We start from the raw sequence: 22,573 nt of genomic DNA on the forward strand, positions 1-22,573 counted from the left end.
AGATTTTTATATCCTTAGGCACCTATAATTGGGGAAACACAATGCTTGATGTCAGACAGATCCCTATATTGAGCGATAACTACAGTTATCTGATCAAAGATACAGACACAGGCGCTGTTGCCGTTATAGACCCCGGTGTTTCAGATCAAATTCTTGAACAAGCAGACGAACTGGGCTGGATGATCACTGATGTCATTCTAACACATCATCATTATGACCATATTGATGGACTTGCAGACATAAAACAAAGAACCAACGCAAAGGTAACAGGCCCCAAAAAAGATCAACATCGGATTGATGGCATAGATATTCTTGTGGATGGTGGGGACAGCATTCTCTTTGGATCAAAAACAGCAAAAGTATTTTATGTACCAGGCCATACTTTGGGGCACATTGCCTACTGGTTTGAAGACGACAACATCCTGTTTCCCGGTGATAGCCTTTTCTCACTAGGATGCGGGCGCCTGTTCGAAGGCACGCCGGAAATGATGTGGCAATCTCTTCAACAATATCTTTCTCTTCCGGAAAATACGCTCATCTATTCAGCACATGAATACACTCTTTCAAATGCAGAATTTTCGTTAACGGTAGATCCGGAAAATGCTGATCTGAAAAAGAGAGTTGAAAAGATCAGGAGACTGCGAAAAGATGGCCAACCAACAGTACCAAGCTTATTAAGTGAAGAATTAAAAACCAATCCTTTCCTTCGACCGGGCGATACCGGAATTAGAAAAGAGCTGAACATGCCCACGGCGACAGATGCGGATGTGTTCAAGGAAATACGCAAACGCAAAGACAACTTTTAGTTATCCCTCACGAAACGCCATCAGGCACTTAGCAGTAACGTTCTTCGTACCGGAGTTATAATGTATTTATGTTTTTCCCCCACATCCCCCTATGTCCGCAAAGTGCTTATGCTTGCCATGGAAAAAGGGTTGGACAGTGAAATCAATCTTGTCCCCATGGGCACCTTCACAAAAGAATCAGAGATTTGGCAGAAAAACCCACTTGGAAAGGTACCTGCACTTGAAACCCGCGAGGGTACAGTTCTATGTGATTCGCCCTTGATCTGTGAATATTTGGAAAGCTTGAACCAATCGCCTTCTCTAGTTCCCTCGTCAGGCGATGCACGTTGGAAAGCTCTCAACTTTCATGCCCTAGCAGATGGCGTTATGGATGCCAGCCTTTTAAGAACAATGGAGCGTCGTCAACGCCCTAGTGAACATCAGCTTGAGTCTGTGCATGAAGCTCAAAAATTCAAGATCGATACAACGTTGGACGTATTTGAAAAAGCCGTAACAGACAAAACGCTCGGGAATGATTTTGGCCTCGCAGAAATCAGCCTTGCCTGTGCACTCGCTTACCTGGACTTCCGGTATGCAGATGAAGACTGGCGTTCAAACCGTCCGAACCTTTCCAATTGGTTCAAGGCTATTTCAGAACGACCCTCCTTCGTAAAAACATCCCCGCCCGCAGGTTCCTGAAGTTATGCCTAAAGATCCAAAGGGCTATTCTGCGCAAGAGATAATCAAACATCTCGACCTTCAACCCCATCCGGAAGGTGGTTGGTACAAGGAAACCTATCGCCATCAGCCTGCCGATGGTAGTAGAGGCGACCAAACAGCTATTTTCTTTTTACTGGAAAAGGGCCAAGGCTCTCATTGGCACAAAGTTGATGCCGTAGAGATGTGGCACTGGTACGCAGGTAGCTCCCTTAGCCTGAGATCTCATGACGGGGAAAAAGAAACCATTGTCACGTTAGGGCCAGACGTTATTGCAGGGCAAACACCGCAACACGTCATCCCCAAAGATCATTGGCAAGCTGCCAATGCAGAACAGGGGTGGGTTCTTGTTGGGTGTACAGTCGCACCCGCTTTTGAGTTTGACGGCTTCGAGCTGGCTGCCCCTGACTGGACACCAGAGACATAGATCGGGGGACATGGATCGGATTGAGCTAATCAAAAGGCTATATTACGCTGCGGCATAGTCCTTTAGCATCATTGAAAGCTGGCGCATATCATCAAAAACGGCATAAGCGCCAGCTTCCATCAACTTCCGCCCTTGCACATTTTTATCCACAATATGCTCGGCACCAACAAAACCAAGAACCGCAATACCTGCATTCTTGCCCCCAGTAACACCCGTTACTGTATCTTCGATAATCAACGCCTGTTCAGGCTTCACCTTCATCATTTCACAAGCCATAAGATGTAAATCTGGCGCAGGCTTGGGATGCTCCACCATAGAAGAGCTAAAACGTCTCTCTTTCGGAAAAAACCTTCCCAAACCGGTTTTATCCAGCGCACTGTCCAAACGATCGGTACGACTGTTAGAAGCCACACAAAAGGGATGTTCAAGTATTGAAAGTGTTTCCTTGATATAGGGTAGTGTTTCCAATGCGCCTGCCATTTGATCAATCGTGCCACGCTCGACGATCTGTGCAAAATCTTCCGGCAGCTTAGTGTCAGAAACTTTATTGAAATGATCCCTGATGGCATCATCGGTATATCCCGCAAATTGATTGGCAACGTCTTGCGGATTTAACTCAATGTCATAATCCGCCAGTGTCTGGGACACAATCCGGGCAGCCAGCGCTTCGCTATCAACCAGGACACCATCACAATCAAAAATAACCAGCTCGGGAAAAGTCTTCATAGATCTCTTATCGCGTCCAATAATGTTCCGATGTTCGAGAGAATTACCTGTGGTTTATGGCACAATCAAGACAGATAAAAGAAAACCCTGTTATCTCAGTAGAGGGCCGAGACAACAGGGTTTTAACAATAAAAAGTTTTTGCTCACTTGGAAAAGCACGTTTTGATCGCGCTTAATCCATATACTGCCCCCCATTCACGCTAAGGGTTGAGCCTGTGACAAAGCCGGATTTCTCAGAAGCCAGAAAGACAACACAATCCGCCACCTCTTCCGGCTCACCCAAACGTCCAACAGGTATCTGAGAGATAATCTTGCTATTGAGAATTTCCTCGGGAACAGCCCGCACCATTTCTGTACCAATATATCCCGGTGCCACAACATTTGCTGTGATCCCCTTGCTTGCATTCTCTTGCGCAATGGACTTGGTAAACCCAATTACACCTGCTTTCGCCGCAGCATAGTTGGCCTGACCAAACTGTCCCTTTTGCCCATTGATTGATGAAATACTAATCACCCGCCCGTATTTGCGCTCACGCATGCCATCAATAACGCCCCGCGTCATATTGAACAGAGAATTGAGATTGGTATCAATCACAGCCTGCCACTTGGCCTGATCCATCTTATGCAACGTCGTATCCCGTGTGATACCCGCGTTGTTCACAAGAACATCTATTGCGCCTAGTTCTTTCTCTACCTGGGCAATGCCTTCCTGACAGGCGTCGAAATCACCAACATCCCATTTAAAAACCGCGATTTTATTTTCATCCCGGAACTTTTGCGCAGCTTCGTCATTCCCTGCATAACTGGCTGCAACACTGTACCCAGCCTCTTTCAAGGCAATTGAAATGGCCGCACCAATTCCTCTGGTACCTCCGGTTACAAGAGCAACACGAGACATTTTTATTTCCCTTCGTTATTTGCTGTCTCAGGGCAGAGCCCTAAATTTCTGTAACTTAACCCAGGATTTTTGGACAAAATCGCGAGGCCTCCACAAAAAAGGGCCGCCCCAAGAAACAAAGGCAGCCCATCCACAAAGAGTTGCTGCCGATGATATTTTTGCTTTTGTTTCATCGACAGCCTCCCTGATTTCCTTAATCGCGCTCGACACAGAGAGCTATTCCCTGTCCACCGCCAATACAGAGGGTCGCGAGCCCTTTTTTAACATCACGACGCTGCATTTCATGAAGCAACGTCACCAGAACACGTGCACCAGAAGCCCCAATCGGGTGCCCCAAAGCAATGGCCCCGCCGTTTACATTCACAATATCTGTGTTCCAGCCCAGTTCCCGGTTAACGGCAATGGCTTGCGCCGCAAATGCTTCGTTGGCTTCAACCAACTCAACATCGTCGATAGTCCAGCCTGCTTTTTCTAATGCCTTGCGACTGGCTGGAATAGGGCCAGTCCCCATAATGGCGGGATCCACACCGGCAGTTGCCCAGGACACAATTTTTGCCAACAGCTTGATACCATCAGCTTGCGCCTTGCTTTCAGACATCATCACAACAGCGGCAGCACCATCATTAATACCAGATGCATTCCCTGCGGTGACCGTACCTTCCCGGTCAAAAGCGGCTCTTAACTTGGCCAGGCCTTCAGCCGTTGTATCCGGTTTTGGATGTTCATCAGTCGCGACAACAACTTCACTGCGCCGGGTTTTCACAGTAACGGGAACAATCTCGTCCTTGAAATAGCCGGCTTCCTGCGCAATCGCCGCTTTTTGCTGAGATCCGGCAGCAAAGGCATCCTGATCTTTGCGGGATATATTAAACTTCGCCGCAATATTTTCAGCTGTTTTTCCCATGTGATAATCGTTCATTGCACACCACAATCCGTCCTTGATCATGGTATCAACCAGTTTGACATCACCCATTTTGGTCCCTGTGCGCATGTGCGACACATGCGGGGCTAAACTCATGTTCTCCTGCCCACCGGCAACAACAACCTCTGCATCACCTAAGGCAATGGACTGATAGCCCAAAGCCACTGTCCGCAAACCCGACCCACAAATCTGATTAATGAGATAGGCAGTCTTCTCATGTGGAATCCCAGCGCCTAGAGCAGCTTGGCGTGCAGGGTTTTGCCCGTCCCCGGCAGTAAGAATTTGCCCCAATATCACTTCATCAACATCTTCAGGTGACACACCTGCCCGCGCCAGAGCTTCGCGAATAGCAACCGTTCCAAGCTCCGCAGCCGGAACCGTCGAAAGTCCTCCCCCGAAAGCGCCAACCGGGGTTCTCGCGGCCCCGACAATAACAACACCAGACATTACAGATCCTTTCAGAAAACTGTGTCTCAAATATTATGATCTAAACTGGAAGCCCGTTTTGTTAAAGCGACCAGCTCGCACTACCCTATTCACCATCAGCACATGCTGCACTGCAAAATTATTACACAAACCATAACGAGGCTAAGCATGAAAAATCAAGAGAATATTACGCCAATGTGACATAAAAATTTATTTTTTTGCACAAATATTGAAATTATATTGCATTTTTATGCTGTTATTTGTTTCATCCAATCTGACATCGGAATCCATGATTTCGATTGTGCGCCGCGACTAACCATCATGCCGATATGCCCCAAAGAGGTGTGAATAATCGCATTATTTGCCAGAGCTTCCGCACCGGCAAGAGAAGACGCCTTTGGCACGATACGGTCATTATCAGATACAACCGATAGTGTTGGCAGCTGAACTTTATCCAAAGTAATGGTTTCACCAGCAATAGACCAGAGACCTTTTTCAGTCAAATTTTCCCCGTACCATCCCTGAAGGCATTCTCTGGCTACCTTCTGCGTTAGAGGCACGCCGTCATTCAACCAATCTTCCAAAGAGATAAAGGTTTTTGCCTGTTCTGTATTTTCACCAAATGACCTGAAGTTCGAAAATTTTCGCAAAGACAGTGTCGGATCTAACGACGCAAACAAACCTTGCATTATTTCAGACGGCAGATGACCGATCGACTGAACCAAGGGCAAAAGACATTGAAGCCACTCTCCCTGTTGTATTGCTCTTTCGTCTTTACCCTCGTGAAAATCCCAAGGGCTCGCAATCAAAACCAAGGAACGGATTTTCGGCTGATTTAAAACAGTCAAAGCCGTCGCCAAGGTCCCTCCCATGCAATAACCAATGACAATTGGCTTTTGCCCGCTTTGTTCTGCAACTTCCTGTAAAGCGGCTTGCAGATACCGGACAATATAGTCTTCAAGCCCAAAATCATGCTCTGCTACATCAGGCCGCCCCCAATCCACAACGTAAGGAGCCCAGCCTTCCCCTACTAACCACCGGAGAAAGCTTTTCTCCTGCATTAAATCAAGGATGTAATAGCGGTTGACCAAAGAGGGAATAACAAAGAGAGGATATCCTCCCCTTCCTTCCGAATAATCCAGAAGCGAAGCAGAGCCTTGGGACCAGACAACAGGCGTGTGGTTTCGAATGTTGATGAAATCTGCATCCTGATATTTTTTGATTCCCTCTTGATAAAGCGAAAACCGCCGGGCAATAGCCCGATCTATGGCCTGATGAAATTGCAAAGGATCTTCACCCGAGATCTTACTCGCGATTTGCGCCTTCATCATTTCCGGAATTTTCGGAACCAGCTTCGAGTTCGGCAATTTGTCTTGCAAGATCCCCAAGCCGAGCTTTGAGCTCTGCAATGTCATCATCGCTGACACCATGTGCATTGGTAACGGAACCGGACTTGTTTTGCGTTTGCTTGCCACCGGGTTCTGTCCCTTTTGCTTGCCCGAAATCGTATTGCAACACCGACTGGAAGGGATTTTCCCCTCCTCTTGCATCTGGGTGGTAGAGGCTATGGTAAAAAGCTTCCCACTGCCTGTACAGATCAATTATTGCCGGATCGAGATCCGTCGACAAATCTGCCATCAGATGCCACGGCGTCAGCCGTAACCCGGACAGGTGGGCAATCCATAGATCCAGGTACTCATCAGCAAGTTGATCGATGTCATTTTCCCTGTCCAAGAAGCCCTCTCTCACATAATATACGTATCTGTATTGCGTTGGCTAAAAGCTATATTCGCACAAGCAATGAGAAAAACAGACAAAAAATTCTCTTTTTTAAAGGCTTTTATACCCTATTCATTGACAGATACCATCGCAGCGCAGCAATATTTAATAAGCAGTGCACAAACAGCAATAAGCCAGCGATTAAAACTGGCAAACATAATTAAGCATTGGAGGCGAGGATCTTGGCGACCTCAAAATCAGGGAATAATGACGAAGCCATCGTCATAAAAAAATATGCAAATAGACGTCTGTATAACACAGCAACCAGTAGCTATGTCACACTAGACCATCTCTGCCAGATGGTTAAGGATGACGTGGAGTTTGTTGTCTATGATGCGAAATCAGGAAATGACATCACACGATCCGTTTTAACCCAGATCATCGTCGAAGAAGAGGCAAAGGGACAAAACCTGTTGCCGATTTCCTTCTTACGTCAATTGATCAGCCTTTATGGCGATTCTATGCAATGGGTCGTTCCAAAGTATCTGGAACACATGATGGAGGGTTTTTCCGAAAATCAGGATAAAATGCGCCAGTCTATGCAAGAAACCTTTGGCGGCATATTTCCATTTGGCAATTTGGATGAAATGAACAAGCAAAACATGGCCCTTTTTGAAAACGCCATGCAAATGCTATCTCCATTTCAACATGCACAAACTTCCTCGTCTCAACGGACAGAAGAATCCGATGAAAAGCAATCTGCCGCACAGGCTGATAACGGTGGTTTTGATGACCTTAAGACACAAGTCGAACAGTTGCAAAAGCAACTCGACGCCCTAAGCAAAAAGAAGTAGCCAAGCAGTACGAAGAAACATTGTCCTTTAAATGGCTCTCGATTTGTCGGGGGCCATTTATAGATGAATTACTCTCATTCTGAAGAATTGAGTAATAGACTTGGTACTGGCAGACTTCAGTGCTGGCAGACTTGAAATTGATAACTATTTCGGAAAGACAATTGTGCCTTCTGCTTCAGCATTATTGGTAAGCCAATCAGGCTTTATTTCCGGTTGCCCAAAATAAAATCCCTGTAGCAAATCAATCCCTTCGCGCGAGAGGAACTCTGCCTCTTCGGCCGTCTCAACAAATTCTGCAATTGTTGTATGGTTCAAGGCCTTTGCCAAACCAAGCAGGTTTCGCACAAAAATTTGGTTCTCTTCATTGTCCAAAATACCGGCAATGAAGGACCCATCAATCTTGATGATATCAACAGTCAAGGTTTTCAGATGTCTGAATGTTGTATAACCCGCCCCAAAATCATCAATGGCAACTTTACATCCCAACTGCCTGACCGCTGAAACAAAACGAGCTGATTCCTCTAAATCGTGAAGCGCTGCGGTTTCTGTAATTTCAACGATCAGTCGCTTGGCTATATCAGGCCTTGATTTCACACGCGAAGATAACGCCCTGAGCCAGCTACGATCTGACGCTGTTAAACCTGATATATTTAATGACATCGTTATGTTTGGATAACGGGCCAAGTCTTCCAAGGCCAGTTCCAAAACTCTGCGATCAATGACCCGCATCATGCCCAATTGCTCGACAACGGGAATGAACCTGCCCGCTGGCACTATTTGGCCATCACGGTCAAACATGCGCAAAAGCGCTTCAACCAGAACAAGTTCATGAGTTTCTGAATCCACAATCGGCTGGTAAGCCAAAGCGATGCGATCTTCTTTTAGCGCAAGTTTGACTTCCTCCCCAATAATCATACTGGTTCGATAGTTTTCACATTGCTCGACAGTTAGCTCATAGGGCTTAACACAATCACGACCATTAGATTTCGCATCCAACAATGCACTTTCGGCTTTTGCAAAGGCATCAAAACTGGTCTTGGTCTGTTCAGGAAAGTCAACGAACCCTACAGAAACAGTCACATAAATACGTTCGTCATTAATTTCAAACGGCGTTTCACGGACAGTTTGTAAAATCCTGTCAGCTATGGTGTCAGCCTCTTCATGCGAGGCAACGCTCATAATAACACCGAATCGATCGCCGCCCAGACGACCGACGATATCAGCACCTCGAATACTTTTATCCAGGCGCTCGCCAACCTCTACCAAAACGGAATCACCCGCTTCAAAACCATAGGCCGTATTAATCATACCAAGGTGATCAACCCCAACTGCAAGGAAGGCACCGACGTTGCTGTAACGAATAGCCTGTTCTAGAGAAAAATCGAGAGATTCTCTAAGTCTCAGCTTATTAAAATGCCCCGAGAGTTCATCATAACTTGCCAGATATTCAAGCCTTGCCTCAGCTTGTTTCTTTACAGTTACAGGTCGCAAGACACCAGTTAATCGGGTAGGAGCCCCCGTGGTCGAAACATCAACCGCACCACGGTCATGAACCCACTGAAAATTGCCCGAACCATCACGAATACGATATTCACAATCGTAGTAGGCTTCGCCAGCGAAATGGTCCGTTAAATTTCGCATTCTTGCGGGCAGGTCTTCGGGATTAATACGATTGTGATAGGTTTCACCTGTGGCCGGAATCAAGTTGTCTTCCAAACCAAAAAGAGACGCAGCTCTGCCCAGCCACATAAGGCTATCTGTTGCCAAGTCCCATTCGTACATGACATCCCCAGATGACTCCAATGCAGTCGTCATCTGGTCCAGCAAAGAAAGATCTATATTATTATCACGAGCGGACCGAAGCACGGTCTGTCAACTCCTACCTGAAGATGGACAACTATAAATACCCATACAAGACACTGATATTCACGTTAAATTTAATTAAATAATAGCGATCAAGTGATTAACGAATACTGAATCCAATTCATAATTAATCGCAAATACATAAATACATGCTTTTGTATAAGGGCTTTACCAACTCTGTTGCAAGAAACTAATTTTCTCTTTGAGAACAGGTGATTAATCAAAATAGACTAGAACTGATGAAGTATCCAATATACCGGACAGAATAAGCTTTCAATACAAACCTCATGCTCTGAAATAACAACCTTTCAATAAGCCACCTTTATTGGTTAACAAAAAGTTAATACACATACACACTAAGTACAAATCACCATTTTTAAAAAATTTTATACAATATCTATTGAAATCAACCAACAAAGGGGCTATTTCACACTAAAAATAATGTAAACACCTTGCTATGTAAGCATACGTTATAAGTAGGTAAAATTTGGTGACTCAAATAAATAATAATTCGTCCGATACACACCGTATTGAGAACCACGTAGGTCAGAAAATACGCGAACGCAGAACAATGCTTGGGCTTACTCAGCAGCAACTGGCTGACTTAATCGGGGTTACCTATCAACAGGCTCACAAGTACGAGCGCGGTATAAATAGAGTCTCCGCAGGACGCTTATACGAAATTTCACAAGCCCTAGGTGTTGAGATAAGTTTTTTTTACGAAGGACTTGATAACAGCCAGAATATCGTAAGCGAACGACAACGCATGTGTCTGGATCTCGCCCGCAACTTTACCAACATAAAGAATGAAAAACATCAGGACGCGTTGAGCATGCTTTGCAGGGTATTATCAGAACAATCCCTGTCTGACCCCGAAGCGGCCTGAGCAAATTGCAAAATCAAGTGATCAAATCTAGCGCCGAATCTGGAAAGTTCTGGGCTTATTCCAGGCGCTAAAAACTTAGTTTTCAAAAGATACCGAGTCTTTCCTGATGATATTTTTCAGCTTGGATTTGGCGCCACCACAACTGATTTTCTACGTACCAATCAACGGTATCTATTAACCCCTGTTCAAAAGTATTTTTTGGGGACCACCCCGTTTTTGACCTGAACTTGGATGCGTCTAACGCATATCGTTGATCATGACCAGGTCGATCTTGAACATACGCTATCAAATCTGAAAACGTTTTTTTGTCGGGGTGTTTCTGATGCAACCGGTCACAAATCCCCTCAACAACGGAACGATTTGTTTTCTCTTCTCCTGACCCAATCAGATAAGTTTCCCCAGTGCTGCCTTTCTCAATGGCGAGAAGCAATGCTGACACGTGATCAGTAACATGAATCCACTCTCTTACCTGCTGTCCATCGCCATATAGCGGCAAGGGTTTTCCATCAATTGCATTCGCAACCATCAAAGGAATTAGTTTTTCAGGAAATTGCCATGGACCATAATTATTTCCGCAATTCGTCGTAATAACAGGTAACTTGTATGTATGCCACCAAGCTTTCACCAAATGATCCGAAGCCGCCTTCGAAGCGGAATAAGGCGACCGCGGATCATAGGGGCTTGTTTCATCAAAAAAGCCCGTTTCCCCTAAAGCCCCATAGACCTCATCGGTTGAGATATGAAGGAGCTTAAACTGCTCTGGATTTCCTTTTTCATTCCAAAATTCCAGAGCGTTTTGTAACAAATTAAAGGTACCAACAATGTTGCTGCCTATAAAGTCCTCAGGCCCATCGATCGACCGATCAACGTGGCTTTCTGCTGCAGCGTGAATAACAATGTCTGGCTGCGCATCTTTGAATGCCTTTCGAACCCCAAGCTTATCTTCAAGAGCCATTTTCGAAAGAGAGAAGCAATCCTCAAAACCGTGTAATCTGTCCAAATCAGCCGCATAGGTCAGTTTATCCAGAACACTAATTCTACAGACTTTGAGCTGGCTTAACTGCCGAACAATCTCTGCGCCAATAAATCCCGCCCCACCCGTAACAAGAACCCTTTTGTCTTTCCAGAAATGTTCTGCACTCATAGACAGACCTCACCTAAATTAAAGCTGGATATTTAAAAGAACTAGAGCACAAATCGTTCGAGGCTCCACAACCGTGAAATCACTCAAATATTAACCAATTTCCAAAAACTCACCATCATCGGATTCATCAGCAACAGACATAGATGAAATATCTACGATTCGACACAGACGACGATGAAGAATTTCAATGGAAACTGGTTTCGCCAAAACATCACTTACACCAGATTGAATGGCTTCCATCACGCGTTCGTATTCCGTATGCCCCGTTAAAAGAATAATAGGAACACGACTGAAAAAACCGCCTTCTTTCCTCAAGTCCCGTGTAAATTGCAGACCATCCACAGGCTCCATTTCCCAGTCCGTGATAATGATATCGGGCTTTTTAAACTTAAGCTCTGCCCTTGCTGCTTCGACGTCACGTATATATTGAACGTCAAAGATCCCCATCGCATTGAAAATTGTCTTAACAATACGCAACATGTGCGGACTGTCGTCGACAACCATCACATTCAATCCTGATAAATCGTAGGCAGACAAATTACTCTCGCAAGCTTCCTGGGTAGCCTTAAAAAATGAACAGCGGCAACACCTGATTTATAGCCCGAAGGACTATATAAAAAAAGCCGCGATTTGTTTCACACAGGATAATCGCACCTTAAATTATTCCCAAACACTGTATACTTACAGGCATTTTACACCGACTTGTTCGCTGGTTTCACCGCTATTCAACACATCGACTTAAAAAAACACCCGAGCGCCAACACTCGAAATAAGAGTAACCGCCAAAAAAATAATTTATGATTGCAAACCATTAACGCTTTATTTTTATTACACCCAGACAATTCCATATCGTCAAATTAATCAGTCAGAGAATATTGATGATTCTAATCAAGTTTGCCGGACTACGACCACACGGTGACCTTCTCACAACAATTTTGACTATTCTTTATCTGTTTGAATGGTTTTTTCTATTCGGACAACTCAGTGGTTACTATTCTCATTCAGGTCAGCTTAAAACTCATAGCTATCAATGGAATATTACGACCAGCGCCTATACGGTATTATTTTGGTGTACTTGGGTCAGCGCCATAACCGTCATTATATTATCAAAAGAATGCAAAGAATTTAAGATCGGTGGATTAGTTGGTTACAGCTTATTAGCGGCCGCCTCTTTGAACGTACTGTATCATTCACTATATCTGGCCCATCATATACCACAATGCTTAATGACGGGATGTCGCTGAACAAAATTTTCTTATTTCAAAATTCGGTAAGAATCCTGTAGAAACTCAGTTCACTTACAGTTTTTGCGTTTCCGATATTTCAAATGCATCAAGATTGAAACCATGGTCAAAGACACGCTGTGGGCATCCGCCAAAGGAAGCTTGCCGCGTGTGCCATGGCAAAATTCAATTAAAGAAAAGTGACAAACTCCGAATAAGAACGAATTCGGAACACTTGCAACTTATTGAAATATAAGGGAAAGAATGGCGCACCCGTCAGGACTCGAACCTGAAACCTCTTGATTCGTAGTCAAGTGCTCTATCCAATTGAGCTACGGGTGCGTTTCAAAGCGTTTCCAGAGTAGATCCCTGAAAACGAGGCGGAACTTACTCCTGCTTCTGTGAGGACGCAAGCCCTAAATCGCAGATTCGTATTTTTTTTTAATCTCGTGCCTAACTATCAATTAGTTGGTGGGAAAACTCTTGTCCCTGCGACTCCCTTCAAGTAGTATCTGGCCTAAGTATTTTGGGGGGTTGGTCAACTCGTGTATCTTTTCGGGCGTTTTTCCCGTATCAATTATAGTAATAATACTAGATTTGAGAGAAGATATATTTGGCTGATCACAATCAACAGTGCGGACTTGTCAATGGGATCCATTAAATCCTCTGTTTTGCGTAATACCGTTACAGCTTTGGCTGCGGTGATGTTATTAAATGGTTGTTCTTTTACCGAAGAAGCCTTGTGGCCTTCTATTGTCGGGGAAGAAACAGCGGAAGAAGCGACGACGAATGCTGCAGAGGCTCCTGTCGTTCCAGATACCGTTGTTACGAATAACATCTCTGGCCTGCCATTGCTCGGCTCAACCATTTTTGAATCTCCGGGGGTAACACCGGGTCAACCAACAGGAACGCATGTTGGTAAAAAGGTTGAAGAGCTACGCGGTGATCTTTCGAGACTTCAGGCTCGATTGATACATCACAACAACAACTTGCAGACACAGCGTAACAACGCACGCAGCAGTGCCGGAACATACCATTCCATTATTGCCGCCATGAATACACGTCTCCAGGTTGGCACCACACCAGGCAATCCACAGATGGTGGACGGTTGGAATAAAGCCCAACAGGAACTGGAAGCCGTTGGCGCAAGTATTACCAATTTGAACAGCCTCTCCAATGAGGCCGGGTCAACATCCGCACTTGCTGCATTTGTTCTGGATTCAGCGAAATCCACATACGAACTGCGCGGTGCTTTGGATGAAGATCACAGGCAGCTTGCTGTTTTGGAAGACGAAGCCAATCAAACCGTCGTTATTCTTGATCGCCTTATGAACGAGCTTACCGAAGATATTGCACGTACACAGAACTACTTCTCTGCAGAGCGTACAAATCTGACAGCACTTCAGGTCGCGGTTGATAACGGCGAATTCATCGGTGGCAATCTCGGCAGCAGAACTTTTGGCGTTCCTGTTCCTCCACCGCCTGGCGGTCCTGCGGGTCTTGTTGGGCGTCAACCACCGCTGGCAATCATTCGCTTTGATCAGCCTAACGTGAATTACGAGCAAGCTCTTTTTACTGCTGTAAGCCGCGCACTGGATCGTCGCCCTAGCTCTGCTTTCGATTTGGTTACCGTTGCTCCTGCACGTGGTAATTCTGCACAAGTTGCTTTGGAAACCAGTAAGTCACGCAAATACGGTGAAGATGTAATGCGCTCACTCACGAAGCTTGGATTACCAGCTTCCCATGTTTCGCTTTCATCAACAAGCAACCCAGGCGCTCAGGTTCCAGAGGTTCACGTTTACCTTCGGTAACAAAATCTGATAATGACAAAAAAGCGGTATCAAAAATGATGCCGCTTTTTTTATGCCCAAACTCTAAAACCACTCAACGCTCTTAGATCAAATAAAGTATCTATGGGCAGGTATAGATAAAAAAGGTACCTATAGAATTACCCCCGGTAACACTAAATTTTCCAATCACCTGTTTCATTTAATAACTATTGACGCTTTTCATAAAATAATTCAGAGCATGCGTCACAATACACCCCTGTTTTCTTCATAATTTCGCAGCTTGGATTCGACCTTGCCTCAAGATCTATTACCCCTTGTCGCCTTCATATTGTTTATATCCAGTTTGATTCAAGGGGCTGTAGGGTTTGCCTTTGGGCTTATCGCCCTGACGTTTTTAACCCTGCTGGGTATTGAACTGACAATAGTTGTGCCACTGCTTTTAACTGCTGGCCTCGCCCAATTACTGGTTGGTGTTTACAAGCTACGCGACCACATCCAATACAGACCTTTGATAAAAGGCTCTGTAATCAGATACGTCACGCTGCCGTTGGGTATTATCTCTCTGGGGTACATTACAACTGCCATAGACAAAGATCAGATTGAACAACTGGTCGGCATTATCATTCTTGGTATCGTTGGCCTTCAGCTAGTGGTCAGGCCTATTCCCAGAGAAAACCTCCACCCCATCTGGACCTTTCTTGCTTTTGGCGCCAGTGGCTACACTGCTGGTCTCATCGCTGTAGGTGGCCCCCCGATTGTTTTGTGGGTCATGGCCCATAAATGGACGAATGGACAAATAAGGAGCTTTCTTTTTGCCAGCTTTCTGGCATCAGCACCAATAAATGCAGTTGTCCTCTATCTCGTCCTTGGCGACAGTGTTTTTGCCCCAATGCTCTACGGGCTCGCCTTTTCGCCCTTAATTGCTTTGGGTTCACACCTCGGTGTTAAACTTGGGCACGCATTCTCACCGGAAAAGCTACGAACAATCGCCTTTTCCATTCTTGCTATAAGCTCTCTTTCATCTGTAGCGGGCCCTCTGTTACACTGATTTCATAGCGTTGCAGTCAAGACAAACGAGGTTTACCCTTCTAAAGGTTGAGATTTTTCGTCAGTTCTGCTTTATTCCGGCATCATTTCAAATTGGAGTCGAAAACCGTGTCCGAACAACCAAAAACTTTCCCGGTATCCTGGGAACAACTTCACCGTGATGCCAAGGCCTTGTCATGGCGCCTGATGAACGAAGGCCCTTTCGAAGGCATCCTTGCAGTCACACGTGGCGGTTTGGTTCCTGCTGCTATTATTGCGCGCGAACTTGATATCCGTCTTATCGACACCGTTTGCATCGTCAGTTATTCCAGTGACAACAAACAGGGTGAACTTAAGGTCCTGAAAGACGCACCAAAAGAAAGTAAAGGCTGGCTGATTGTTGACGACTTGGTGGACACAGGCAAAACAGCCCGCGCCGTGCGCGAAATGATGCCAGATGCGCACTTTGCCACGCTCTACGCAAAACCTGCTGGTCGTGATATTGTTGATAGCTTTATCACAGAGGTGAGTCAGGACACTTGGATCTATTTCCCATGGGATCTAGCTCTACAAACTGTTCCACCATTGGTTCAGGGTAAATACGACTAAATCTGTGTCGTAACCTATTCGGCTCTACCGGCTGATTGGATAGTTATCAATCAGCCGGGTATTGCCAAGCCATGCAGCAACAAAAACCCGACCGTTCAAAAGATCATCCCGATCAGTAAAATCCCCCAGAAGCTCAAGATCCTCTTCTGATCTGATCTCAAGATAATCGATTCGCTCAAATCCACTATCCAGAATAACCTTTCGCCCCCATTCCAGGACGTGATCAACGGCTTCGCCCTGACGAATCAGATACGCGATGGTGTTCTCGACCTTGTACAAAGTGGGCGCAATATCACGTTGTTCTTCCGACAATCTGCGATTTCGGGAAGACAACGCAAGATTATCATCTTCGCGTACTGTCGGAACCCCGATAACATCAACCTCCAAATCCAGGTCACCTGCGACACGCTGGATCAATAGAAACTGCTGAAAATCCTTTTGCCCGAAATAGGCCCGATCCGGTGCTGTCTGGATAAGCAACTTTGAAACAACAGTTGTCACCCCATCCATATGTCCAGGGCGTGTTGCGCCGCAAAGGCAATCCTGCATAGCACTGACGGCTACTGTCGTGCTGTAACCCTTGGGATAGATTTCATCAACTTGAGGCAAGTAGACAAGGTCTACGCCAGCATCTTCCAGCTTTCTCAAATCTGCATCCGTATCCACAGGATAGGTATCCAGATCAGTTTTGTTATCGAACTGTTTGGGATTTATAAAAATCGTAGCAATAACGCGATCATTATCCGCCTTGGCCGCATCAACCAGCGAGAGGTGCCCCTCGTGCAGCGCCCCCATGGTCATCACAACACCAATTTCCTCCTTATCAGCTTTCCAGCTGGAAACCAGAGCGCGAAGATCCCGTTTGGATTTAACAATACGCATTATTTTTCCCATTAAACCCCGATAAACGGAATTTTATCTTGATAACGAAAGTATTTGCGCGATCTTATAATGAAACGTCCATCGCGACACAAACAGCTTTGCCACAAATCCTAACAAAGCCGATATTGCACCGCAACAATTCCTCCCTGTCTCGCCCCTTTCTCCTTTCACTTCATTATACTAATCTATAAGCCCTGACTTGTAGTCACAGTAGATTTCACTAGACTGCCGTCAAATTTACACCTTAACGAAAGTACTATTATGAGCGCGGCTCTCGATCTCAAACAACGCCCCACTATCCGCCTGAGACCAAAGGCTCAGAAGAGGTTATTGAATGGCTATCCCTGGGTGTTTTCCAACGAGATTGAGGTCAGTGCCGAAACAAAACAAATTCCCGCGGGCACAATTGTCAGAATTGAAGCCAATGACGGACAGCCACTGGGCACTGCCATCTATAATCGCCAACCGTTGATTTCAGCCCGCTTGCTCAGCACAAGCGCCAAAACAATTGTGGATGAAGTCTTTTTTACAGAGATCCTGCAAAAAGCACTCTCGCTTCGTGAAACTCTGTTTAACGTTCCATACTATCGCCTGATTCACGCCGAAGCAGACGGAATCCCCGGAACCATCATTGATCGTTATGGCGATACTCTTGTTTTGCAGGTTAATACGGCAGGTATAGAAAACCTTCTCCCCGCACTACTTACTGCCCTGAATAATGTGCTCGACCCCAAGACGGTTGTACTTCGCAATGATACGCCGTCGCGTTTGCTCGAAGGGCTGGAGTGCTATGACAAGGTCGTCAAGGGTGAGCTTAATGGCCCTATCAAAGTCATAGAGCACGATGCCACATTCTTTGCCGAGTTGCAGGAAGGTCAAAAAACCGGATGGTTCTTTGATCAACGCGACAACAGAAAACTTGCTGCCCGCTTTGCCAAAGACGCAGATGTGCTCGACTGTTATTCCTTTGCCGGGGGCTTCACAGTTCAATCCGCGCTGGCAGGGGCCAGGTCAGTCACAACAGTGGATCGCAGCCAAGCCGCACTGGATCTTGCCGCCAAAGCAGCCACAGAAAACGGTGTTGCCGACAAGTGTACTTTCATAAAGGCAGAAGTCTTTAATCATCTTGCCAAACTTGCAAATGATGGCGTGAGTTTTGATCTTGTTATTGTTGATCCACCTGCTTTCGTTAAAAGCAAAAAAGATATCCAACAGGGATCAAAAGGTTATCGCAAGCTTGCCAGACTTGCCGCAAAGCTTGTGAAACCAGGTGGCTATCTGGTTGTTGCCTCGTGTTCCCATCACATGGATATCGATAACTTTGCCGACCAGACACGCAAAGGGCTTTTGGACGCAAACAGAAGATCACGCCTGCTTTTCACCCGGGGTGCTGGTCCAGATCACCCCGTACATCCCTTTTTACCTGAATCAGAATACCTCAAGCTACAACTCTATACATTGGACTAACGCCTCTGGTAACAGGGGATAATCTTCCTAATAATTTCTGGAACGATCTTGAGGACAATCCCAACAACAATCACCGCAGGTTTCTATGCTTTCCCCACGAGTACGTAGAAACCTGTGCGAATTGATAGGCTGTCTCTCAGATTGGCGACAACAAGTTCCTTATGAAAACTGAGTTCTAAAACGAAAAACTTAACCAAACACCTGTGACTTGTCGCTTGTTACATTGGACTTGATCGGAAGTTCCAAACAAAAGCATGCGCCGCCCAATTCCGACACATCAAGCCAGATATCACCCCCGTGGGCCCGCATTAAATCACGGGTGATGGCTAGTCCAAGGCCCGATCCATTTTTACGGGTTGACCCCTTGAATGGTTTAAAGAGGTTAGACCTGATTTCTGGCGGAATTCCGGGGCCATCATCTGCAATGGAAACGATTAAACAGTCCAATTCTTCTTGCAATCGAATTTCGGCCGTTTTCGCCCCAGCTTGTTCAGCATTGCGAGCCAAGTTTTCAAAAACCCTGTAAAGCTGTTCCCAATCACCAGAGACATTTGTCCCCGGAGGTATATGGTTTTGCACCGTGATATCGACAGATTCTGCAACTTGAATCGTATCAGCGACCTCCCCCGCCAACTCGTGCAGATCAAAATCCATAATATCAAGCTGTGGAGCTCCCTCTTTCGAGAAATTGAGCATTTGACCACAAATATGCACAGCTCGGTCAATTGCCGCCAACAGAACAGGCGCAACCTCTCGAACCTCGGGGTCTTCACTACGATTCAAACGATCTGAAATCAGGCGGGCCGTTGCCAACCCGTTTCTTAAATCATGATTTATTTTTGCTGCGGCGGTACCGATTGCCGCCAAGCGGGTTTTCTGCCCCAAAGAAGACTGTAAAGACACCTGCATCGAGGCCAGTTCAGATTCGGCCACCCCCACTTCATCGCTACGCGAAGACGGCGCAATTATGCGTGTCGCATCTTCCGGCGAATCCCTAAAACGGATCATACTTCGTGTGATCCGCCTCAAAGGCTGAACCATTAACCAATGCAAACTAATAAAAACCAATGCCGCAGTCATCAGAGCAATACCCAACGAAAGCGCCAGAATACGCCAGGAATATTCATACATGTCCCAGCGCATGGGTGTTTCACTCATGACAACTTCGACAAGGACATCTTTGTTTTTAGGGGAGTGCCCTACGATTCGCAGAACGCGATGACGTGTCTGCCCCAAGGCAACAAACGCATCCTTGATCAAACCAAAGAAGCTCTCTTCCCTCAAATCATAGGTCGCATCAATTTCCACTTCTGCGCTGCTCATCAACTTGAGTCGCCCTTGCCCAGGCCTCTGTAAAGCAACGGCCAAGGCATTTACGTGGCTCAGAAGTTCTTTTTCCAGATCTTCGCTGACCATCATGTCATCCGTTGCATCCAATGCCAGTATCGCAAGATGGGCATCAGCCAAATGCTCTTGAAGATAAACATAGCGGAACCGGGCTATAGAGGGGGCAAAGATAAGGATCTCTGCAAGCAACACAAAGATAGCTGTCAGAACCAATAACTTTGCTGAAAGGCTCGTAATGAAGGGGGGCAGTTGTATTTTTCCGGCCATAATCACTATCTTTTTATAGATTTAAGTGAAGCTTATCCAAACTTTACTAGAAAACGAACAACCTTCTTCACACGATCGCTAAAGAGTGATTCTGTATAGTAACTACCAGCCACACGTTTGCTTACTTCGGAAAGGGTTGGATAAGGCGCGATCACATTTGCCATATCGCCAATTTTCAGCCCCTTGGACAAGGCTAACCCCCAAGGCAATATCAGCTCCCCAGCCTGCAACCCGACAATAGACGCACCCAAAATCTTGCCCTTTAGAGTCGTAATAACTTTTATTTTGCCCTCTGTTCGCCGTTCAGCACGTGCCCGATCATTATCTGCAAAGGACCAGTTCAGTATTTTATGTTCGATCTTTTGTTTTTTTGCATCAGCTTCGGATAAACCAACATGCGCCAACTCTGGATCTGTATAGGTTACCCAAGGGACCGCATTGTAAGAAACTTTCGCAGGCAAACGAAACAAAGCATTTCGAATAATAATCCCCGCATCATAAGCGGCCATATGCGTAAATTGATAACCGCCTGTCACGTCTCCCGCTGCATAAACCTTTCTATTAGACGTTCGCAGACCTTTGTCGACATTAATTCCCTGTCGCTCATACCGGATTCCGGCAGCTTCGAGGTTCAACTTTTCAAGATTTGGAACCCGCCCTGCAGCCAACAAAAGATGTGTACCGGCAATCTCCCGCTCTTTGCCATTAACCTCAACACGAAGGCTGACACCCTCTGAACTTTTTCTGGCTGCAAGAACTTTGGTCTGCTCCAAAAAAGAAATACCATCGTCCTCTAGCCGATTACGAATAACAGAAACCAGTTCAGGATCATCCTTGGGCATTATGGTAGCCATCTCAACAATAGAGACTTCGCTGCCCAAATTGCGAAAAGCCTGCCCCAGTTCACATCCGATCGGACCACCACCAACAATGATGATTTTCTTGGGTAGATCCGTCAGATCAAAAACAGATTCGTTAGTTAGGAATGGCACATCACCAATCCCTTCGATAGGCGGAATCATCGCACGCGACCCTGTTGCAATGACAAAGCGCCGTGCTTGAATGGTGACATCACCAGCCTTTAATGTCTTGCCATCTACAAACGCCCCCGGGGCCTGAATGACCGTAACTCCCAAAGACTCAAAGCGTTCGACAGAATCATGCGGTTCTATATCTGCAATCACAGCCTTCACATGATCATGGACTTTGTGAAAATCGACTTCTGGCTTAGTGTAAGTCACCCCAAATTGAGAGGACTTTTTCCAAGTCCGCGCAACTTTTCCCGCTGTCAGTAGTGCTTTAGAGGGAACACAGCCATAGTTCAGGCAATCCCCCCCCATTTTACCCGCCTCGACAAGTACGGTGTCTGCACCCATTTGAACGGCACCAGCGGCAATAGATAAGCCAGCTGATCCACCACCAATAACGCAGATATCTGTTTTAATCGTGTTATTCCCCATGGAAAAGCCCTTCAATCAAATGTTCTTTACGAGTGCCCAAACCATTCAAACCGACGAATCAACCGAGGATCCTACCAGTACCCCTATTCGGCACCTCGGGGATACAGACCGTGATCAAGTCTGATTTTTCTTACCAAATTTTTTATAGAGGACAGGAATGAAGGACAGAAGTGCAAGACCCAGTATAGGTAGAAGTATCTCTGGCTTCAGAATAATACCCAAATCAGGTGTGCCACCACTTCGGAACAGGGCATCTAAACCATTCCCGACAGAAGCATAGACAAAAGTTCCGGGGATAATGCCAATAAATGTTGCAATGACATAGTTGCGAAGAGAAACACCCACAAAAGCAGGAACCAGATTAACCAACCAGAACGGGAACAAAGGAACCAAGCGGAGAATCAAAAGATAGCTCAGCTCGTTTTCATGAAAACCCTGTTCCATCTTTTTCAGATACCCTTGGGCCTTTTCCCGCAAGATATCCCGAAATGCTGTCTTCGCCGCCAAGAACACCACGGTCGAGCCAATGGTCGCGGCAACAACAGCATAGATGCCGCCAAACCATGTTCCAAAAAGGAATCCGCCCGCAATAGTTAGAAACGAACCACCGGGAATCGAAAATGCAATCGCTATGGCATAGAGGGCAACAAAGGAAATGATGGCAACAAAAGTACGCTCTTGAACGAATCCGTTTAGTGTCTCCCTGTTCTCTTTCAATGCATCAAAGCTGAGATAGTGGTGCCATCCCAATGCATAAACGGCAATTAATCCTGCAACCAATATAAGAAGTGGCAGCATCCGTTTGAGCAAAGGGGTGCGCTGTTTATTATCATCGTTTGTTTCGGTCATGCTGGTATCAGTATCTATCATAGGAATACATCTTTGACGTAATAGCTAAAAATACAAGCCTATCAAGCCATTCACACAGGGATGTGATCAAACGAGAGGGGCTAAGTGCTCAGTTTATAACGAAACTCCCTACTTTTATCTTTATGGAGGCAAAAAAGTGCTGTGAATTACGTTAAAACCTTGATAGAACCTGCCCAACGGTGGTTTGGAATCAGCTTTTTTCATAGTGATCCCCCAGCATAATTCAGGAAAATATTTCTGTTTTTACAGGGAATCCATTGAATCT

At 45.8% G+C, this 22,573-nt stretch carries 21 protein-coding genes and 1 tRNA gene; 9 read left to right on the forward strand and 13 right to left on the reverse strand.

The features are described 5' to 3' along the window. Positions 1-41: 41 nt before the first annotated feature. Genes gloB through WH95_RS05320 form a run of 3 tightly spaced genes read left to right on the forward strand, consistent with a single transcriptional unit; the run spans position 42 to position 1,929 of the window. Positions 42-806 (forward strand): hydroxyacylglutathione hydrolase, encoded by a 765-nt coding sequence (gene gloB / locus WH95_RS05310; RefSeq protein WP_046504597.1) that lies wholly within the window; start codon positions 42-44, stop codon positions 804-806. A 60-nt stretch (positions 807-866) separates the two neighbouring features. Further along, a complete protein-coding gene (locus WH95_RS05315) occupies positions 867-1,484 on the forward strand; it encodes a glutathione S-transferase N-terminal domain-containing protein (RefSeq protein ID WP_046503971.1) in 618 nt (205 codons plus the stop codon). A 4-nt stretch (positions 1,485-1,488) separates the two neighbouring features. Continuing rightward, positions 1,489-1,929, forward strand: a complete 441-nt coding sequence (locus WH95_RS05320; RefSeq protein ID WP_046503973.1) for a cupin domain-containing protein — start codon at positions 1,489-1,491, stop codon at positions 1,927-1,929. A gap of 42 nt (positions 1,930-1,971) precedes the next feature. Here WH95_RS05320 and WH95_RS05325 read toward each other — a convergent pair whose 3' ends face one another. The 5 genes from WH95_RS05325 to WH95_RS21255 all read right to left on the reverse strand — a co-directional run bounded on the left by WH95_RS05325 (position 1,972) and on the right by WH95_RS21255 (position 6,635). Next, positions 1,972-2,655 carry an HAD family hydrolase gene (locus tag WH95_RS05325; RefSeq protein WP_046503976.1) on the reverse strand — a complete coding sequence of 228 codons (684 nt, stop codon included), beginning with the start codon at positions 2,653-2,655 and terminating at the stop codon, positions 1,972-1,974. 172 nt (positions 2,656-2,827) lie between these two features. Then, the gene (gene phbB / locus WH95_RS05330; RefSeq protein WP_046503978.1) at positions 2,828-3,553 is read right to left on the reverse strand and encodes an acetoacetyl-CoA reductase; all 726 of its coding nucleotides are present in this window, start codon (positions 3,551-3,553) and stop codon (positions 2,828-2,830) included. A 193-nt stretch (positions 3,554-3,746) separates the two neighbouring features. Further along, positions 3,747-4,922: an acetyl-CoA C-acetyltransferase gene (locus tag WH95_RS05335; RefSeq protein ID WP_046503981.1), complete on the reverse strand. Its 1,176-nt coding sequence runs from the start codon at positions 4,920-4,922 to the stop codon at positions 3,747-3,749. 227 nt (positions 4,923-5,149) lie between these two features. Next, on the reverse strand, positions 5,150-6,319 hold the full coding sequence (locus WH95_RS05340; protein ID WP_162199380.1) for an alpha/beta fold hydrolase: 1,170 nt from the start codon (positions 6,317-6,319) through the stop codon (positions 5,150-5,152). Continuing rightward, a complete protein-coding gene (locus tag WH95_RS21255; protein WP_046503987.1) occupies positions 6,207-6,635 on the reverse strand; it encodes a hypothetical protein in 429 nt (142 codons plus the stop codon). Before WH95_RS21255 ends, WH95_RS05340 begins: the two co-directional genes overlap by 113 nt. A 227-nt stretch (positions 6,636-6,862) precedes the next feature. Between WH95_RS21255 and phaR the strand changes: the two genes are divergently transcribed. Further along, a complete protein-coding gene (gene phaR, locus WH95_RS05350; RefSeq protein WP_046503990.1) occupies positions 6,863-7,474 on the forward strand; it encodes a polyhydroxyalkanoate synthesis repressor PhaR in 612 nt (203 codons plus the stop codon). Positions 7,475-7,618: 144 nt separating this feature from the next. On the opposite strand, the gene WH95_RS05355 is transcribed toward phaR, so the two are convergent. After that, positions 7,619-9,340, reverse strand: a complete 1,722-nt coding sequence (locus WH95_RS05355) for a putative bifunctional diguanylate cyclase/phosphodiesterase (RefSeq protein WP_046503993.1) — start codon at positions 9,338-9,340, stop codon at positions 7,619-7,621. A 484-nt stretch (positions 9,341-9,824) separates the two neighbouring features. Here WH95_RS05355 and WH95_RS05360 point away from each other — a divergent pair, with 484 nt between their 5' ends. Beyond that, positions 9,825-10,223 carry a helix-turn-helix domain-containing protein gene (locus WH95_RS05360; RefSeq protein ID WP_046503997.1) on the forward strand — a complete coding sequence of 133 codons (399 nt, stop codon included), beginning with the start codon at positions 9,825-9,827 and terminating at the stop codon, positions 10,221-10,223. Between the two features lie 82 nt (positions 10,224-10,305). Here the strand turns inward: WH95_RS05360 and rfbB are convergent, their stop codons facing one another. The 3 genes from rfbB to WH95_RS05375 form a co-directional block, all read right to left on the reverse strand. Next, positions 10,306-11,367: a dTDP-glucose 4,6-dehydratase gene (rfbB, locus tag WH95_RS05365; RefSeq protein ID WP_046503999.1), complete on the reverse strand. Its 1,062-nt coding sequence runs from the start codon at positions 11,365-11,367 to the stop codon at positions 10,306-10,308. Positions 11,368-11,457: 90 nt separating this feature from the next. Further along, positions 11,458-11,904: a response regulator gene (locus WH95_RS05370; protein ID WP_157845896.1), complete on the reverse strand. Its 447-nt coding sequence runs from the start codon at positions 11,902-11,904 to the stop codon at positions 11,458-11,460. 951 nt (positions 11,905-12,855) lie between these two features. Then, a tRNA-Arg gene (locus WH95_RS05375) sits at positions 12,856-12,932 on the reverse strand. 305 nt (positions 12,933-13,237) lie between these two features. Between WH95_RS05375 and WH95_RS05380 the strand changes: the two genes are divergently transcribed. From WH95_RS05380 to gpt, 3 genes are all read left to right on the forward strand, one after another. Continuing rightward, positions 13,238-14,401 (forward strand): hypothetical protein, encoded by a 1,164-nt coding sequence (locus WH95_RS05380; protein ID WP_046504005.1) that lies wholly within the window; start codon positions 13,238-13,240, stop codon positions 14,399-14,401. A gap of 271 nt (positions 14,402-14,672) precedes the next feature. After that, positions 14,673-15,428: a TSUP family transporter gene (locus tag WH95_RS05385; RefSeq protein ID WP_157845897.1), complete on the forward strand. Its 756-nt coding sequence runs from the start codon at positions 14,673-14,675 to the stop codon at positions 15,426-15,428. 107 nt (positions 15,429-15,535) lie between these two features. Beyond that, a complete protein-coding gene (gene gpt / locus WH95_RS05390; RefSeq protein WP_046504011.1) occupies positions 15,536-16,015 on the forward strand; it encodes a xanthine phosphoribosyltransferase in 480 nt (159 codons plus the stop codon). A gap of 24 nt (positions 16,016-16,039) precedes the next feature. Here the strand turns inward: gpt and panC are convergent, their stop codons facing one another. After that, the gene (panC, locus tag WH95_RS05395; protein ID WP_046504600.1) at positions 16,040-16,897 is read right to left on the reverse strand and encodes a pantoate--beta-alanine ligase; all 858 of its coding nucleotides are present in this window, start codon (positions 16,895-16,897) and stop codon (positions 16,040-16,042) included. Between the two features lie 261 nt (positions 16,898-17,158). Here panC and WH95_RS05400 point away from each other — a divergent pair, with 261 nt between their 5' ends. Then, the gene (locus WH95_RS05400) at positions 17,159-18,364 is read left to right on the forward strand and encodes a class I SAM-dependent rRNA methyltransferase (protein ID WP_046504013.1); all 1,206 of its coding nucleotides are present in this window, start codon (positions 17,159-17,161) and stop codon (positions 18,362-18,364) included. A 189-nt stretch (positions 18,365-18,553) separates the two neighbouring features. On the opposite strand, the gene WH95_RS05405 is transcribed toward WH95_RS05400, so the two are convergent. From WH95_RS05405 to WH95_RS05415, 3 genes are all read right to left on the reverse strand, one after another. Further along, positions 18,554-19,978 (reverse strand): sensor histidine kinase, encoded by a 1,425-nt coding sequence (locus tag WH95_RS05405; protein WP_046504018.1) that lies wholly within the window; start codon positions 19,976-19,978, stop codon positions 18,554-18,556. Between the two features lie 32 nt (positions 19,979-20,010). Then, positions 20,011-21,438 carry a dihydrolipoyl dehydrogenase family protein gene (locus WH95_RS05410; protein WP_046504020.1) on the reverse strand — a complete coding sequence of 476 codons (1,428 nt, stop codon included), beginning with the start codon at positions 21,436-21,438 and terminating at the stop codon, positions 20,011-20,013. Positions 21,439-21,552: 114 nt separating this feature from the next. Then, positions 21,553-22,308, reverse strand: coding sequence for a TVP38/TMEM64 family protein (locus WH95_RS05415; protein WP_052741821.1), 756 nt, complete (start codon positions 22,306-22,308; stop codon positions 21,553-21,555). Positions 22,309-22,573 lie beyond the last annotated feature (265 nt).

This window comes from Kiloniella litopenaei, assembly GCF_000982415.1.
Lineage (GTDB): Bacteria > Pseudomonadota > Alphaproteobacteria > Kiloniellales > Kiloniellaceae > Kiloniella > Kiloniella litopenaei.

Bases quoted from the DNA above. Each gene is read 5' to 3' on its own strand.
- panC (WP_046504600.1), bottom strand. From the start codon at position 16,897: ATGCGTATTGTTAAATCCAAACGGGATCTTCGCGCTCTGGTTTCCAGC.
- WH95_RS05405 (WP_046504018.1), bottom strand. From the start codon at position 19,978: ATGGCCGGAAAAATACAACTGCCCCCCTTCATTACGAGCCTTTCAGCA.
- WH95_RS05340 (WP_162199380.1), bottom strand. From the start codon at position 6,319: ATGATGACATTGCAGAGCTCAAAGCTCGGCTTGGGGATCTTGCAAGAC.
- WH95_RS05320 (WP_046503973.1), top strand. From the start codon at position 1,489: ATGCCTAAAGATCCAAAGGGCTATTCTGCGCAAGAGATAATCAAACAT.
- WH95_RS05315 (WP_046503971.1), top strand. From the start codon at position 867: ATGTATTTATGTTTTTCCCCCACATCCCCCTATGTCCGCAAAGTGCTT.
- WH95_RS05415 (WP_052741821.1), bottom strand. From the start codon at position 22,308: ATGATAGATACTGATACCAGCATGACCGAAACAAACGATGATAATAAA.
- WH95_RS05325 (WP_046503976.1), bottom strand. From the start codon at position 2,655: ATGAAGACTTTTCCCGAGCTGGTTATTTTTGATTGTGATGGTGTCCTG.
- WH95_RS05380 (WP_046504005.1), top strand. From the start codon at position 13,238: ATGGGATCCATTAAATCCTCTGTTTTGCGTAATACCGTTACAGCTTTG.
- phbB (WP_046503978.1), bottom strand. From the start codon at position 3,553: ATGTCTCGTGTTGCTCTTGTAACCGGAGGTACCAGAGGAATTGGTGCG.
- rfbB (WP_046503999.1), bottom strand. From the start codon at position 11,367: ATGAGTGCAGAACATTTCTGGAAAGACAAAAGGGTTCTTGTTACGGGT.
- WH95_RS05400 (WP_046504013.1), top strand. From the start codon at position 17,159: ATGAGCGCGGCTCTCGATCTCAAACAACGCCCCACTATCCGCCTGAGA.
- WH95_RS05410 (WP_046504020.1), bottom strand. From the start codon at position 21,438: ATGGGGAATAACACGATTAAAACAGATATCTGCGTTATTGGTGGTGGA.
- gloB (WP_046504597.1), top strand. From the start codon at position 42: ATGCTTGATGTCAGACAGATCCCTATATTGAGCGATAACTACAGTTAT.
- WH95_RS05335 (WP_046503981.1), bottom strand. From the start codon at position 4,922: ATGTCTGGTGTTGTTATTGTCGGGGCCGCGAGAACCCCGGTTGGCGCT.